We start from the raw sequence: 13,492 nt of genomic DNA, 5'->3' as shown, positions 1-13,492 counted from the left end.
CGTGTCGATCAAGCAGGAGCCCCCGCATCGGCTGGATTCGAGCGCCGTAGCTGGCTGACGATCGACGGGTCGGTGATGGCCGTGTCGTCGGCGAGCAGGAAGGCCTTGCTGAGGATCACCGCGAGCCGGTCCTCGGCGAACGGGATGAAGATCTCCTCCTGCGGCCCCTTCCGGGCAGGGACGATGCAGAGGTACGTGTTTCCGGGCTCCATCAGGATGTTTCCGCTGCCCAGATGAATCCGGTAGGTGTGCAGCTCGCCCCGGACGACGAGGTGCCGATCGGTCAATTCACACCGAGACCCGATCTTCGTACGAGGAAGAATCCGTGCGAGCGCGCTCCGCCGGACCTCGGCCGTAGCGGTCAGCGCCGCGTCGTTCTCCCGCCGCCAGTAGTCGAGGTGCCCGTCGAACCACGTGGGATCCGCGGCGACCGAGGTGACCGAGACGAACAGGTCGACGTCTCGCATCGCCTCGCTGAACACCAGCGGCGGCACCTCGGCGAGCGGCACACTCCGCCAGCTCCCGCCGGCTCGCCGCTCGAACCACACCCGGTCGGTGCCGGCCCAGACCACCCCGCCGGCGGTCTCGTCGCGATAGTCGTGCGACAGACCGATCCGCCACTTCCCGCCGGCCACCACCCGGGTCGCGTCAGCCTGTCCGCCGCCGTCCCACGGCCCGAGCATCGACGTGGTCCAGCCGAACCCCTTGAACAGCGCATACAGCTGTTTGTAGTGCACGATGTGCGCCGCGAACCGGTTCGAATAGTCACCGGTCTCCTCCTCGGCCGGAGTGAGCCGGTAGACCTCGCGGTACGCCTGCTTGATCGGCTGCCGCACCTGCCGCCCGCTCAACAGGTCACGCCACGCCTGAACCTCGTCCCCGGTAGCCCGGAGCGGATGCCACAACCGGATCCGCCCCTCAGCCGGAGGCTCGGCCACGGCACCACCATCGGCCCCGACGAAGGAGGAACCGACGGGAAGAACCGCATGCCACCCACCGTCCGGATGGCGGAACTCCCAGATGAGGCGGCCCACGACCTGACGGCCCAGAGCGTTCGCCATCAGCTGGGAACACCACTCCTGATAGGACAACTCGTGCCCGGTCGCGAAGCCCGCCTCCAGCGACCGAGCCACCGTCGCCAGATGTCCCCGCACCTGCTTGACCAGGTCACGAAGCTCCTTGACCGCTTCCGGTCGCTCCCGCCGCACCACAGCAGGCACCGCCCCGGACACCCGCGCGCCATCCGCCCGCGCGCCACCCGCCCGCACGCCACCCGGGGAACCGGCACCCGCCTGGCGCCACCCCAGCGACACGCTCTCCCCCACCGTCACCACAGCTTCGTGGGCGCCGACCGGGACCATCAGCACCCCCTCGCCGTCGAAGCCGAGGTCGGGCAGGCGCAGGGCCACGTCGGGACGGTCACCGAGGGAACGCACGATTCGCTGGATCTTGCGGTCGAGTTGCTGGTGGACGCCTTTGTGCCGGGCGGTCTCCCGGGCCTCCCGCACCAGCGCCAGCAGCTCGGGCGTGGGCATCTCCTCGGCGGCACGGGCCACCTCGTAGAGCAGGGCCTGCGAGGGAAGCGTCTTCGCCGCGGTCGGGGCGACGGCGACGCCGAGCACGAGCGGGCGCAGGACGTCGAGGAGCCAGGGCTCGTCGCGGAGCAGGGCGACCCGGACCGCGCGGCCGAGGGTCTGCACCCGGTCGGCGTCGAAGGCGGCGTCGGCTTTGAACACGACCCGGCGGGCGTGGATGTCGCCGACGTGGTCGCGGGCCTGCGCCAGGGCGCGGCGGGTGAACTCGGCATAGCCCGGGACGGCGGCCAGCCGCTCCCACACGTCGGGCAGCTGCGGCGGGGAGTAGTAGACCGCGCGGGCCTCGGCGATCTCGCTGACCAGGGCGAGAGCGGCCGGGCCGGCGGCGGTCAGCACCTTCACCTCGTCGGAGCCACGGCGCGGACGGGCGCCACTGAGCGCTGCCAGTGCCCTTCCCGCGAACGGAGAAGAGGAAGTCACCAGCTTGCCCGCCAGCCGGGACGCCTCCGCGGGTGGCGGACCGGACAGGCGGAGCAGGGCGCAGGCCGCAAGCACCGGATCGCCGTGACCGCCCTCGGCGACGAGAGTCCTGAGCAACGCGGTGAACGCCGCCGGGGTGAACGACGGCTGGCGGGTCTGGCAGGCGTTGAGGACACCGCGGCTCAGCCGGGGGGACGCGAGCCGGGCCCGCGAGGAGTAGGCGACCGGCAGCAGCGTGCCGAGATCCTCGCCGGTGAGCACGGAGGCGTCGGCATCGGCGTCGAGGCCACCGCGCCGCCCCGCGAGGAACTCGTCGGCGGACAACATCAGCCGCCGGCCAGGGGCACGAGCCGCAGGAAGGTCACCTCGGCACCGCCGCTCAGATCGACCACCTCGTCGAGATCCTCGATCTGGCGGCCGCCGACCAGCACGACGAACCCGTTGCGGGAGAAGGAATCGACCGCTCGCTGTGGCGCGGCCGAGAGCGCCGAGAACCCCAGGATCAGCTCCCGGAGCGTCGGCCGGTCATCAAGGAACTCCAGCTGCCACCGCACGGGCGGACGCCCGCTGGTCGCCTCATCGACGATGTCAACTTTCAGCACGCCGCGAACTCTGCCACCGGGGTATGACACTTTCCTCGAGAGCCGGTCGGCCCATGGACAGCACCGGTCGAACCGTCCACTATGGCCGCAAGATCGATGTGAGGACATTCATGACGAATCCCGAGTACGACGTCATCGTGGTCGGCGCGCGCTGTGCCGGCGCCCCGCTCGCGATGCTCCTGGCCAGGCAGGGACACCGCACGCTGCTGGTGGACCGGGCCACATTCCCCAGCGACACGGTCTCCACCCACGTCATCCACCCGCCGGGCGCGGCCGCGCTGAAGCGCTGGGGCCTGCTCGACCGGATCGCGGCGACCGGTTGCCCGCCGGTGGGTCGCTACTCGTTCGACTTCGGTCCGATCAGTCTGGCCGGAGCGCCCGGGACGCCGGAGTCGCCCTACGCCTACGCTCCCCGGCGCACCCTCCTCGACAAGATCCTGCTGGATGCCGCGGCAGAGGCAGGCGCCGAGGTACGCGAGGACTTCAGCGTCGAGGAGGTCCTGTTCGAGAACGACCGTGTCGTGGGCATCCGCAGCGGCTCGACCGTCGAGCGGGCCCGCTTCGTGGTCGGCGCCGACGGCCGCAACTCGGTGGTCGCGAAGGCCGTCGACGCCGAGCTCTACCAGGATCAGGGGCCGCTCACCGTCGGCTACTACGGCTACTGGAGCAACCTGCCGACGGACACCTTCGAGGCGTACAGCCGGCCCGGCCGGGGCTGGGCGGTCTGCCCGACGAACGACGACCTCACCCTGGTGATCGGCGGCTGGCCCTACGCCGAGCTGGCCGAGCACCGCAACGACATCGAGGGCGAGCTTCACCGTACGTTCGCGCTCTCCCCCGCCTTCGCCGACCGCATCGCCGGCGCCAAGCTGGAGTCCAAGCTGGCCGGCACCTCGGTGCCGAACTACTTCCGGGTGCCGGCCGGCCCGGGGTGGGCGCTGGTCGGTGACGCCGGGTACAACCGCGACTACATCACGGCGCAGGGCATCACCGACGCGTTCCTGGACGCGGAGAACCTGGCCGAGGCGCTCACCACCGGCACCGACGAGGCGCTGCGGGGTTACCAGGAGAAGCGGGACGCCCGCGCCATGCCGGTCTACCAGATGACGCTCGGCATCGCGTCGCTGCAGCCGCCGGACGAGCAGATGATCCAGCTCGTCTCGGCGATCATCGGCGACCAGGAGAAGATGGACGCCTTCGCCCGCCTCAACTCGGGTGTGACGTCACCGGCCGAGTTCTTCGACCCGGCGAACCTGGCGAAGCTGACCAGCTGAACACAGCCGTGGTGCGGCCTGCCCGGCCGCACCACGGCTCGTCATCAGATTCTGCGGTTCCAGCGCAGCACGGCGAGGACGAAGGCGACGACCACGGCGCAGGTGAGCACCACGCCGGCGGCCCCCCAGACGACCATGAGCACGGAGAGACCGGCCCAGACGAGGCCGCCGACCACGGCGAGCGCCACGAGCATCTGCCTGCTCAGAGGGCGCGGTGCTGCGAATTTCGGGTCCTCCGCGGCCAGTCTCCCGATGATCCGGTCGAACTCCCGGCGTGTGTCTTTGGTAGACATGCTGGTCACCACCTTGTCCGCGGCTACGCCCATCGCGGCCTTCCACTTACCCAGGAACGGTACTTCGAGAACCCGCCTTCGCGGGTACTCTGCGGCGGATGAACCTGGACCACCTCGCTCTCCTGCGCCGCGATCTCGGCGCGTTCGGTGACTGCCTCGACGGCGATCTGGACATTCCGGTCGAGCATTGCGGCGAGTGGACGCTGCGCGACCTGGCCTCCCACCTCGGGCAGGGCAACTTCTGGGCGGCAGCGGCGGTCACCGAGCGGCGCGGCGACCACCGGCCGCCGGTGCCGCCGGCCGGGACGCCGAACGACGAGGTGAAGGCCTGGTTCGCCGGGAGCGCCGCCGCCCTGGTCGAGGCGCTGGACGCGGATCCGGAGACCGAGGCGTGGACGTTCGCCCCACCGCGAACCGTCGGGTTCTGGCGGCGCCGCCGCTCACTGGAGACGGTCGTGCACCTCTGGGACGCGCACCACGCCGCCGGCCGGCCGCTGCCGATCGACCCGGATCTGGCCGGTGACGGCGTCGCCGAGGTGATCGAGGTGTTCGTGCCACGGATGGTCCGGCGCGGACTGGCCGCCGAACCCGCCGCCGCGGTCCGGCTGACCGCCTCCGATCTCGGCACCTCGTGGGTGGTCGGCCCCGGGGAGCCGGTCGCGGCGATCGAGGACACGGCGGAGGAGTTGTTGCTCGCCCTCTGGAACCGCCGTCCTGTCCCGTGGGATCGGCTGACCGGCGACGAGGCCGTCGCCCGCACGGTGCTGCGGGGCCCGCTGGTGCCTTGATTCCGGGTAGCGTCGGCTAAGCCCCTTCGTCGAAGAGTGCAGGAGGACGCGCATGACGACCCGGGACGTCTACCTGGAGATCCTGACCGCCTGGAACGAGCGGGACGCGGAGCGGTACGCCGCAGTGTTCGCGCCGGACGCGCTGATCGTCGGCTTCGACGGCAGCCAGGTCGCCGGCGCCGACATCGCCGGTCACCTCAAGCCGATCTTCACCGATCACCCGACCGCGGCGTACGTGGCGAAGGTCGTCGCCGTCCGCCACGTTGGGGACGCCGAGCTGGTGCACGCCATCGCCGGCCTGGTCCCGCCCGGTTCCGATCAGATCAGGCCCGCCCTCAACGCCGTGCAGACCCTGCTGGTCGCCGACGGCCGGGCGGTGCTGTTCCAGAACACGCCCGCGCAGTACCACGGCCGCCCCGACCTCACCGACCAGCACACCGCCGATCTCCAGGCACTGCTCGCCGACGGCGTCACCCTGGGCTAGGCCGGAGACAGCGGCGACGTCACCCTGGGCCAGGCCTGGGACAGCGACGACGTCGGCCTGGGGCGGGCCGGGGACGGCGACGACGTCGGCCTGGGGCGGGCCGGGGACGGCGACCATCGCGGCGAGTGGCGCTCCGGGCGGCAGGCGGGCCGCGACGGTGGCGAGGGTCAGCGGGTGCCGGCCGCACCAGTCCAGGAACGATCGCAGCGGGGCCGGCGCCGCCTCCACCCGCTGCCGGCCGAGCCTGCGGACCAGGCCGTCGTGGGCGTCGCGGCGGGACAGCAGGCCGAGCGGCAGCGGGTGCGCGCCGGCGGCGATCAGCTCGGTGATCCGGCGCCGGCTGGTCACCAGCGCGAGGCTCTTCCCGTCGCCCGGGAGCAGGTGCCGGACCTGCTCGAACGCGGTGCAGTCGTCGAGCACGAGCAGCATCCGGCGCCCGGCCAGCAGGCCACGGAAGAGCCCGGCCGCGGCGGTGAGGCTCGCGGGCTGATCCTCCGGGCGTACCCCCAAGGAGCCGAGCACGCCCCGCAGCGCGTCCTCCGCGGTGAGGTCGCGGAGGTCGACGTAGAGCTGGCCGTCCGGAAATGATCGCGCCAGCCGATGCCCGAGATGCACCGCGAGGGTGCTCTTGCCGATGCCGGGACCGCCGTCGAAGGCGAGCGCCACGGTGGGCCGCCCGAGCCGCCGGTCCTCGGCGAGGAGATCAAGCGAGCGCCGCAGGACGTCCTCCCGCCCGATGAAGAACGGTTGGTCGGCGGGGAGCTGAGCGAGCGGAGGAGTACGGTCCGGCACGGCAGGGGTGAGCGGGGAGCGGCGGTCCGGCGCGGGCTGGGTGCGCTGGTGCAGCACCTGGTCGTACGCGTGGCGCAGCTCGGCGCCCGGCTCGATGCCCAGATCATCGACGAGCCTGGTCCGCACCTCGTGGAACGTCGCGACCGCCTCGGCCTGCCGCCCCTCGGCGGCCAGCGCCAGGATGATCCTCGCCTGTAACGCCTCGTCGAGCGGCCGCAGACCGCCGATCCGCAGCAACGCCGGCATCATCGTCCGCACCTGTCCGGACGCCAGCGCGAGGTCGGCGCCATCCCGGGCGGCCCGGGCGAGTTCCGCTTCGATGGCGGCAAATACCGCGGTGGTACGGGTGACCGAAACCGATCCGGACCACAAGCGGCCTTGCCACAACTGGAGCGCCTCGGCGTAGAGCCGCACGGCCTGATCCGGATCGGCCAGTCCCCGGGCCCGCCCGGCCAGTGCCCGGAACCGCAGCAGATCGAGGTCGTCGTCAGCGACCCGCAGCCGGTATCCGGACGCGTGCCGGGCCAGATGCGAACCGGCGGCCCGCACCGGCAGGCCGGGCTCGATGAGCCGGCGCAGCGTGCCGATCGCCCGCTGCACGGTGTTCACGGCACTGGCCGGCGGATCGTCCGGCCAGATCGCGTCGACCAGTTCGCCGAGGCTGACGACCGATCCGGCCCGGGCGAGCAGCAGTGCCAGAAGGGTCCGCTGCTGGGGACCGCCGAGGTCGAGCTCGGCGGCGCCGCGCCGGGCCCGGACCGGTCCGAGGATCTCGAATCGCGTGCTCACACCGCCGATTCAACCTCGCCGACCGCGGTCCGGGGAGGTTCACGTGGACCTCCCCACTGAGCGATTCTCAACCTGCCATCGGGCCTGACGGTTCCGGGCCGTCGTCCGGCGCCGGCACGCGAGGCCCTCGTCAGGTTGAGAAGGCCCACTGATTTTCCACTGTTCCTCCACAGCCGGCTCCTAGCGTCGTCGGCATAGGCGGCCGCGACCGGTGCGAGGTGGCCGTCGCCCACTCGAAGAAGTGAGGACAACCATGAAGATCTCCAAGGTCGCCGCCTCCGCGTTCACCGTCGCGTTCGGCGCCGCCGCGCTGCTCGGCGGCGTGCACGCGGCCGGGGCGCATCCGCGTGCCGAGGCCAAGCCGACAGTCGTCCTGGTGCACGGCGCGTTCGCCGACTCGAGCGGCTGGAACGCGGTGGTCCAGCGGTTGCGCAGAGACGGGTATCCGGTCGTGTCGGCGGCGAACCCGTTGCGCGGCGTCGCCTCCGACGCGGCCTCGGTGCGGGCGCTCGTGGACAGCGTTTCCGGGCCTGTCGTGCTGGTCGGTCACTCGTACGGTGGCAGTGTGATCTCCCAGGCCGCCACCCACGACCCGGACGTGAAGGCCCTGGTCTTCATCGCGGCGTTCGCGCCGGAGACGGGTGAGACGGCGGCCGGGCTCTCCGGGAAGTTCCCGGGCAGCACGCTCGGCGCGACGCTGAAGGAGGTGCCGCTGCCGGGTGGGCACACCGACCTCTACATCGACCCGAAGCTGTTCCCGCAGCAGTTCGCCGCGGACGTGCCGGCCGCCGAGGCGAAGTTGTACGCGATCGCGCAGCGCCCGATCGACCAGGCGGCCCTGACCGAGCCGTCGTCGGGGCCGCAGGCATGGCACAGCATCCCCAGCTTCACCCTGATCAGCGGCGCCGACAAGAACATCCCGCCGGCCGCGCAGCGGTTCATGGCGCAGCGGGCGCACGCCACCGTGGAGACGGTGAAGGGCGCGTCGCACATGGTCTTCGTGTCGCACCCGGCGGTGACCGCGGACTTCATCGAGAGGGCGGCCCGGACTACTCGATGAGCATGGCTTCGCGCAGCGACTTCATCGCGTAGAAGGCCCGGGACTTGGCGGTGCCGACCGGCACCCCGAGGCGGCGGGCGGCCTGCCGGATGGACCGGCGCTCCAGGTAGAGCTCTACCAGGATGCGCTGGTGCATCCGGCTCAGGTCGCCGACGGCCGCGCGCAGCGTCTGCATCTCCACGACGGTCTCGGTGATGTCGGCGGCGGCCGGCACCGCTGCCGTTCCGGCGCCGGGCCGGGTCCGGACGGCTTCCAGGCCGACGTCCCTGGCCTGCGCGAACAGCCACCGCCGCGCCTGGTCGTCACGCTCGGGCAGGTCGCCGATCCGGTTCCACACCCGGATCATCGTCTCCTGGAGCAGGTCCTCCGGACTCTGCCCGCCGGCCGCGCCGAAGCCGGCCAGGTAGGTGAGGAGCACGCGTGCGTGCCGTGTGTGCAGTGCGGTCAGCCGTTCCCCCGGGTTTCGCATGCTCCCACGCTCGCGCCCCCGGGCCCGCCCGCGAACCCGTGCCGTACCCGGGTCAGCACACCGGGGTCACCCTGGGCCGGTCACCGCTCGGCTTCCAGCACCTTCTCCAGCGCGGCGGCCACGACGCGGGCCTCCTCGCCGGTCATCCGGCTGGTGTAGTGCTTCTCGATCCCGGCCAGGTAGGTGGGGGCCGCCTCGCGCAGCCGGGCACGGCCGGCCTCGGTGATGGCCGCCCACGCGGATCGGCGGTCGTCCGGGTTGCTCTCCCGCACGACCAGACCGGCCTCGGCGAGCGCGTCGACGACCCGGCTGGCCCGGGTACGGCTCACCACCGCCTTCTGCCCCAGCTCGCTCATGCTGAGCCGCCGATCGGGTGCGGCGTTGAGTTCGAGCAGGACGTCGTACCAGGCCAGTTGCAGTCCGCAGGCCGCCTGCAGCTCCCGGTCGAGCTTCGGGACCAGTGCGGCGTGCACCCGCAGCAGCGCGGCCCAGGCGGCGGTGTCGGTGTCGCTCATCACGGCAGCCTAGCGAATTCTTGTGCGTGCGCACGCACTGGCGTAGAAATGTGCGTGCGCACGCATCCTATTGACGAGGAGCACTACCGTGAGCAAGCTGCTGCACATCTCCGCCTCCCCGCGCGGCCCCCGGTCCGAGTCGCTGGCGCTGGCCGCCACCTTCCTCGGCACGGTCCGGGAGACCGATCCGGATCTGACGATCGAGGAGTACGACCTCTGGGACGGCACCCTTCCGGCGTTCGGGCCGGACGCCGCCGCCGCGAAGATGGCGGTCTTCGCCGGTGAGCAGCCGCAGGGCGCGGCCGCCGAGGCGTGGGCGGCGGCGATCGCCACGTTCCGCCGATTCGACGCCGCCGACCGCTACCTGTTCAGCGTGCCGATGTGGAACGCCGGCGTGCCGTACATCCTCAAGCAGTTCATCGACGTGGTGAGTCAGCCCGGCCTGGTGTTCGGCTTCGACGCGACCGAGGGATACACCGGGTTGCTGCGCGACAAGCGCGCCGCGGTCATCTACACCAGCGCCGTGTACGGGCCCGCGCGCGGCCCGGCCTTCGGAGCCGATTTCCAGGCGCCCTACCTGGAGGAATGGTTGCGCTGGTCCGGCATCAGCGATGTCCGTACGATTCAGTTCCGCCCGAATCTGGCGACCGCCGGAGCCGAGGCAGCCCGCCGGCAGGCCCACGACCGGGCTCGCGACGAGGCGAAACGGTTCGCCGCTTGATCGCATCCTCTATCGTCGCCGGGTGACCGGGGGGATGTGGCGAGCGCGGCTGACGGCCGCCGTGGTGGCGCTCGTGATCCTCGTGGCGGGGCTCGCGGTCCGGCTGCTGCTGCCGGCCGGAGCCTTCTCGCAGAACGCCGGGACCGCTCTCTACGCCGCGCTGATCTACGCCGGCGTGGTCGTGGTGGCGCCGGCGGTCCGGCCGATCACCGCCGGGCTGGTGGCGGTCGGCTTCTGCTGGGCTGTCGAACTGCTGCAGCTGACACCCGTACCGAGCCATCTCTCTGACCGCAGCCTGATCGCCCGGCTGGTGCTCGGCGCGCACTTCGATCCGGCCGACATGATCTGGTATCCGGTCGGCGTCCTCACGCTGGTCGCGGCCCATCTCATCGTGCGGCGTCCGGGTCAGACCGTCTGACGCGGGATCACCCTCGCCGGCGCCGTGCCCGGAGCAGCGGGATTCAGGCCCAGGATCGCCCGGGCCGCGTGCCGGCCGTGCGCCTCGGCGTCGATGTGGACCGTGGTGAGGGCCGGGGTGAAGAGCGCGCCGTACTCGGTGTCGTCGAAACCGATCACCGCGCACTCGTCCGGCACGTCGACGCCCAGATCGTGCAGGGCGGTCAGCGCGCGCAAGGCGACGTCGTCGTCGTGGGCGGCGATCGCGGTGACCGACGGGTTCGCGGCCCGGAACGCCGCGATCGCCGCGGTCCCGGCGTCGCGGGGCCGCGGAACCACCAGGTCGCGCAGCGGCGGGAGGCCCAGTTCACCGGCTGCGACCTGGGCGAACCACCGGCGTGCCGCGGACGGCGGCGTTGCCTCGGGCACCGCCAGGGCGATCTCCCGATGACCGTTCTCGGCCAGGTAGGCGATCTGCAGCGCGACGTGCGCGGCCGGGCCGTCGCGGGCGTCGCCCTCGTCCTCGACCACCCGCCCGTTCCGGTACGGCTCACCGAAGATCAGCACGGCCCGCGGGTTGATCGCGTTCAGGACCCGGCGGGCCGACTCCTCGCCGGCCGGGCCGTGACGGACCACCAGGAGGTGATCGTGTTCGGTCAGCTCCTGGTCGAGGCCGCGAAGGTAACTGCGCGAGTGGTTGCCGTCCAGTCCACTGTCGATCTGCAGCACCACGATCCGGGACGTGCCCTCACGCAGGGCTTTCGCGATGCCGTGCGGTTTGTAGCCGAGGTCCTGGACCGCTTGCAGGACCCGCGCCCGGGTCGCCTCGGAGATCGTCTGGTTCGGCGTGTCGTTGAGCACGAAGCTCACCGTCGCCCGCGAGACACCGCTCGCCGCCGCCACGTCCTTGAGCGTCGCCCGCCGGCCGTGCTCCATGGTCAGACATTACCGGCCGGCGGGCTTCATAGCTGGTGGCAAAGAGTCAGGCGTGCTTGACCGTGAGACTGTAGAACTTCACCTTCGCGCCGTTCGCCGTGCTCTCCGACGACGACTGGTTGTAGGAGCCGGCCTTGAAGTACTGCCGGTACGGGTTGAACGCGGACGGGATCGTGTAGGTCGACTTCACGCCGTTCACGGTGAGAGCGAGCTGGTTGCCGACGACGTTCAGGACATAGGTCCACTTCACGCCGAGGGCCACGTTGGCGATCTTGTGCAGGGTCTGGCCGCTGGCGTCCGGCGAGTTCTGCGTACCGAGGTAGATGTCGCCGTTCGCCCGGTAGTAGAGCTCGGCCAGGGGCTTCGTCGACGTGCCGCCGGTGCCGAGCTTCACCTGGCCGACCGCGACGTTCTTGGTCACCGAGACGACCCGCAGCTGGGCGCTGAGCGTGTGATCGCCCGCGAGGGTCCAGTTCGCGGCGCTGCCGTCGCGGTTCATCTCGCGCAGCTCGGAGCGGGCGTATTTCGAGTTCGGCGTGGTGACGCCCTTCTCCGGCGCCCAGAACGTCATCGACCCGTCGTTCTTATCGGTCCAGAAATAGGCCGGATTCGTGTAGCCGGTGGCGCCCTTCAACTGGGCCGGGGAAATGGTGTCCGGCTTGCCGGGCGAGCCGGTGGGCAGCTGCAACTGCCAGACCGCCAGGTCGAAGTTGCCGCCGGGCGGCAGGCTCGGGTCGAGCGTGGCGGCCGAGGCATTCGTCACGCCCAGGGTGACAGCGGCGAAAACGGCCAGGGCGAGGAACGTGCGCTTCTTCATGGGGACGACCTTCACGGGGGGAACGGGGATGCCCCCAATAAAGTCCCGCGTCGATGCGTCGGCAATGGTTCGGACTCTTAAATAACCTTAAATCGCTCCACCACGGCGGTCAGCAGGCGCGTGAGCTGCTGACGCTCCTCGGCGCTGAGCGGGGCGAGGATCTCGTCCTCCACCCCGGCGAGGATCCGCTCCAGCCGGGCCAGCTGCCGGCGGCCGGCCGGTGTGAGCGAGACGACGTTGCGGCGGCGGTCGGCCGGGTCGGGCGCCCGCTCGACCTGACCACGATCGGTCAGCTCGTTCATCACTCCGACCAGGTCGCTGCGGTAGACGCCGGTCCGGTCGCTGAGTTGCGCCTGGCTGAGCGGGCCGAACTCGGCGAGCGTGGCGAGCACCGCGAAGTGCCACTTGCGGGCGTCCGCCTTGGACAACTCCTCGTTCACCCGGCGATCGGACTGTGTCGCGGCCAGCGACAGCAGCCGGGTCCGCAGGTTCCGCAGCCGCTCCGCCCCGTGTTCCACGGCGGGCATCCTACCACTTGCGTTAGTCAGACTAACGTTCTACGTTGACGTTAGTGCGACTAACTATTTGGGGGCAGCGATGATTCCGTTCGGCACTCAGCTCGTCGGCCGTACCGAGAAGGCACTTTCGGCGATCCTTTCCCGGCACCTGGAGGGCACCGGGCTGGACGAGGCGCAGTGGATAACTCTCACCCTGGCCGTCACCGGTGGCGCTCGGGTCAGCGATGACGATCGGGCGCTGTGGGACCGGGTGCGGGCGGCGAACACCACCGTCACCTCACAGCTCTGGGGTGATCTGCCGACCGCCGACCTGGAGGCCGCCGCGCGGGTGCTGAACACGGTGCTCGACCGCGCGGGTCAGTTCGCGGCGCGGGCGACCTCGGCTTGATAGGCGGCGGTCAGGCGATCGAGCACTGACGGCGTACCGGGAATGCGCTTGATTCCCTGATGGAGCTCGCGCAACTCGTCCATGAAGTCCGCCCAGAGCTCCGGGCCGCCGCGCTCCAGGAGCTCGGCGCGGATCGCCAGCTCGCGAGTGACCGGGAGGTGACGGCGGCCCCACGCGCCGAGCTGAGCCAGGACCGGGACCAACTGGATGGCCGGCTCGGTGAGGCTGAGCAGCATCCGCTGCTTGTGGGCGGGATCCGGCACCGACGTGATCATGCCGAGCTCGGTGAGGCGGCGCAGGCGGTCGGCCAGGATGTTCGACGCGATCCCCTCCTCCGAGCCGGTCAGCAGGGCGCGGAAGTGGCGGCGATTGCCGAACATCATGTCGCGGATGATCAGCAGCGACCATTTGTCGCCCAGGACCTCCAGCGAGAGGTTGATCGGGCAGCCGGAGCGGTGCTCGTCGGCGGTTGTCACATGTTCCTCCCGGATACCACTTGCACTCTACAACCGGTCTTCGGTAGGTTGCCAACCGTCAGCGTTTTGCAACCGGTTTTGCGGACATGGCTTTCGTGGCTCTTCGGCTCTTCGTGGCTCTTTCGCTTTTCGTGGCTCTTCGGCTTTTCGTGGCTCGTT

The 13,492-nt window shown here is 71.0% G+C and carries 16 protein-coding genes and 1 pseudogene; 7 read left to right on the top strand and 10 right to left on the bottom strand.

Features of this window, described 5'->3' with window-relative positions; all coding sequences use genetic code 11:
* Nucleotides 1-8 precede the first annotated feature (8 nt).
* The gene (locus EP757_RS23770; protein ID WP_127549486.1) at nucleotides 9-2,342 is read right to left on the bottom strand and encodes a DUF4132 domain-containing protein; all 2,334 of its coding nucleotides are present in this window, start codon (nucleotides 2,340-2,342) and stop codon (nucleotides 9-11) included.
* Nucleotides 2,342-2,617, bottom strand: a complete 276-nt coding sequence (locus EP757_RS23765) for a hypothetical protein (RefSeq protein WP_127549485.1) — start codon at nucleotides 2,615-2,617, stop codon at nucleotides 2,342-2,344. Before EP757_RS23765 ends, EP757_RS23770 begins: the two co-directional genes overlap by 1 nt.
* Before the next feature lie 110 nt (nucleotides 2,618-2,727).
* On the opposite strand from EP757_RS23765, the gene EP757_RS23760 reads away from it, so the two are divergent.
* Nucleotides 2,728-3,891, top strand: coding sequence for an NAD(P)/FAD-dependent oxidoreductase (locus EP757_RS23760; protein WP_127549483.1), 1,164 nt, complete (start codon nucleotides 2,728-2,730; stop codon nucleotides 3,889-3,891).
* Between the two features lie 44 nt (nucleotides 3,892-3,935).
* Here the strand turns inward: EP757_RS23760 and EP757_RS23755 are convergent, their stop codons facing one another.
* Complete coding sequence (locus tag EP757_RS23755) at nucleotides 3,936-4,184, bottom strand: DUF3040 domain-containing protein (protein ID WP_127549481.1); 249 nt, start codon at nucleotides 4,182-4,184, stop codon at nucleotides 3,936-3,938.
* A 98-nt stretch (nucleotides 4,185-4,282) separates the two neighbouring features.
* On the opposite strand from EP757_RS23755, the gene EP757_RS23750 reads away from it, so the two are divergent.
* Both EP757_RS23750 and EP757_RS44835 read left to right on the top strand, forming a co-directional pair.
* Nucleotides 4,283-4,972, top strand: a complete 690-nt coding sequence (locus EP757_RS23750; RefSeq protein WP_127549479.1) for a maleylpyruvate isomerase family mycothiol-dependent enzyme — start codon at nucleotides 4,283-4,285, stop codon at nucleotides 4,970-4,972.
* Nucleotides 4,973-5,024: 52 nt separating this feature from the next.
* Nucleotides 5,025-5,456, top strand: a complete 432-nt coding sequence (locus EP757_RS44835) for an SgcJ/EcaC family oxidoreductase (protein WP_370457870.1) — start codon at nucleotides 5,025-5,027, stop codon at nucleotides 5,454-5,456.
* A 159-nt stretch (nucleotides 5,457-5,615) separates the two neighbouring features.
* On the opposite strand, the pseudogene EP757_RS23745 reads toward EP757_RS44835, so the two are convergent.
* Nucleotides 5,616-7,037: pseudogene (locus tag EP757_RS23745) on the bottom strand (BTAD domain-containing putative transcriptional regulator); the annotation flags it as partial.
* Nucleotides 7,038-7,290: 253 nt separating this feature from the next.
* Here EP757_RS23745 and EP757_RS23740 point away from each other — a divergent pair.
* A complete protein-coding gene (locus EP757_RS23740; protein ID WP_127549475.1) occupies nucleotides 7,291-8,097 on the top strand; it encodes an alpha/beta fold hydrolase in 807 nt (268 codons plus the stop codon).
* On the opposite strand, the gene EP757_RS23735 is transcribed toward EP757_RS23740, so the two are convergent.
* Nucleotides 8,087-8,566, bottom strand: a complete 480-nt coding sequence (locus EP757_RS23735) for a sigma-70 family RNA polymerase sigma factor (RefSeq protein WP_127549473.1) — start codon at nucleotides 8,564-8,566, stop codon at nucleotides 8,087-8,089. The two genes, EP757_RS23740 and EP757_RS23735, sit on opposite strands and share 11 nt — an antisense overlap.
* 80 nt (nucleotides 8,567-8,646) lie before the next feature.
* Nucleotides 8,647-9,081, bottom strand: a complete 435-nt coding sequence (locus EP757_RS23730; protein WP_127549471.1) for a MarR family winged helix-turn-helix transcriptional regulator — start codon at nucleotides 9,079-9,081, stop codon at nucleotides 8,647-8,649.
* 88 nt (nucleotides 9,082-9,169) lie between these two features.
* Here EP757_RS23730 and EP757_RS23725 point away from each other — a divergent pair, with 88 nt between their 5' ends.
* Complete coding sequence (locus tag EP757_RS23725; protein WP_127549469.1) at nucleotides 9,170-9,802, top strand: FMN-dependent NADH-azoreductase; 633 nt, start codon at nucleotides 9,170-9,172, stop codon at nucleotides 9,800-9,802.
* A gap of 22 nt (nucleotides 9,803-9,824) precedes the next feature.
* Nucleotides 9,825-10,220: a DUF2809 domain-containing protein gene (locus tag EP757_RS23720; protein WP_160165868.1), complete on the top strand. Its 396-nt coding sequence runs from the start codon at nucleotides 9,825-9,827 to the stop codon at nucleotides 10,218-10,220.
* On the opposite strand, the gene EP757_RS23715 is transcribed toward EP757_RS23720, so the two are convergent.
* From EP757_RS23715 to EP757_RS23705, 3 genes are all read right to left on the bottom strand, one after another.
* Nucleotides 10,208-11,134, bottom strand: coding sequence for a LacI family DNA-binding transcriptional regulator (locus EP757_RS23715; RefSeq protein ID WP_127549465.1), 927 nt, complete (start codon nucleotides 11,132-11,134; stop codon nucleotides 10,208-10,210). The genes EP757_RS23720 and EP757_RS23715 overlap by 13 nt on opposite strands.
* A 46-nt stretch (nucleotides 11,135-11,180) precedes the next feature.
* Nucleotides 11,181-11,951, bottom strand: coding sequence for a polysaccharide lyase family 7 protein (locus EP757_RS23710; protein WP_127549463.1), 771 nt, complete (start codon nucleotides 11,949-11,951; stop codon nucleotides 11,181-11,183).
* Between the two features lie 77 nt (nucleotides 11,952-12,028).
* On the bottom strand, nucleotides 12,029-12,478 hold the full coding sequence (locus EP757_RS23705) for a MarR family transcriptional regulator (RefSeq protein WP_127549462.1): 450 nt from the start codon (nucleotides 12,476-12,478) through the stop codon (nucleotides 12,029-12,031).
* A 70-nt stretch (nucleotides 12,479-12,548) separates the two neighbouring features.
* On the opposite strand from EP757_RS23705, the gene EP757_RS23700 reads away from it, so the two are divergent.
* Nucleotides 12,549-12,857 carry a hypothetical protein gene (locus EP757_RS23700; RefSeq protein WP_127549460.1) on the top strand — a complete coding sequence of 103 codons (309 nt, stop codon included), beginning with the start codon at nucleotides 12,549-12,551 and terminating at the stop codon, nucleotides 12,855-12,857.
* Here the strand turns inward: EP757_RS23700 and EP757_RS23695 are convergent.
* Nucleotides 12,827-13,333: a helix-turn-helix domain-containing protein gene (locus EP757_RS23695; RefSeq protein WP_232049965.1), complete on the bottom strand. Its 507-nt coding sequence runs from the start codon at nucleotides 13,331-13,333 to the stop codon at nucleotides 12,827-12,829. The two genes, EP757_RS23700 and EP757_RS23695, sit on opposite strands and share 31 nt — an antisense overlap.
* Nucleotides 13,334-13,492 lie beyond the last annotated feature (159 nt).

It is taken from the genome of Actinoplanes sp. OR16 (genome assembly GCF_004001265.1).
In the GTDB taxonomy this organism is placed as follows: domain Bacteria; phylum Actinomycetota; class Actinomycetes; order Mycobacteriales; family Micromonosporaceae; genus Actinoplanes.
Note: the sequence above shows the minus strand (reverse complement) of the source record. Positions and strands in the feature narration are given on the sequence as shown.

Bases quoted from the DNA above. Each gene is read 5' to 3' on its own strand.
- EP757_RS44835 (WP_370457870.1), top strand. From the start codon at position 5,025: ATGACGACCCGGGACGTCTACCTGGAGATCCTGACCGCCTGGAACGAG.
- EP757_RS23730 (WP_127549471.1), bottom strand. From the start codon at position 9,081: ATGAGCGACACCGACACCGCCGCCTGGGCCGCGCTGCTGCGGGTGCAC.
- EP757_RS23750 (WP_127549479.1), top strand. From the start codon at position 4,283: ATGAACCTGGACCACCTCGCTCTCCTGCGCCGCGATCTCGGCGCGTTC.
- EP757_RS23735 (WP_127549473.1), bottom strand. From the start codon at position 8,566: ATGCGAAACCCGGGGGAACGGCTGACCGCACTGCACACACGGCACGCA.
- EP757_RS23700 (WP_127549460.1), top strand. From the start codon at position 12,549: ATGATTCCGTTCGGCACTCAGCTCGTCGGCCGTACCGAGAAGGCACTT.
- EP757_RS23710 (WP_127549463.1), bottom strand. From the start codon at position 11,951: ATGAAGAAGCGCACGTTCCTCGCCCTGGCCGTTTTCGCCGCTGTCACC.
- EP757_RS23705 (WP_127549462.1), bottom strand. From the start codon at position 12,478: ATGCCCGCCGTGGAACACGGGGCGGAGCGGCTGCGGAACCTGCGGACC.
- EP757_RS23715 (WP_127549465.1), bottom strand. From the start codon at position 11,134: ATGGAGCACGGCCGGCGGGCGACGCTCAAGGACGTGGCGGCGGCGAGC.
- EP757_RS23740 (WP_127549475.1), top strand. From the start codon at position 7,291: ATGAAGATCTCCAAGGTCGCCGCCTCCGCGTTCACCGTCGCGTTCGGC.
- EP757_RS23770 (WP_127549486.1), bottom strand. From the start codon at position 2,342: ATGTTGTCCGCCGACGAGTTCCTCGCGGGGCGGCGCGGTGGCCTCGAC.
- EP757_RS23755 (WP_127549481.1), bottom strand. From the start codon at position 4,184: ATGTCTACCAAAGACACACGCCGGGAGTTCGACCGGATCATCGGGAGA.
- EP757_RS23760 (WP_127549483.1), top strand. From the start codon at position 2,728: ATGACGAATCCCGAGTACGACGTCATCGTGGTCGGCGCGCGCTGTGCC.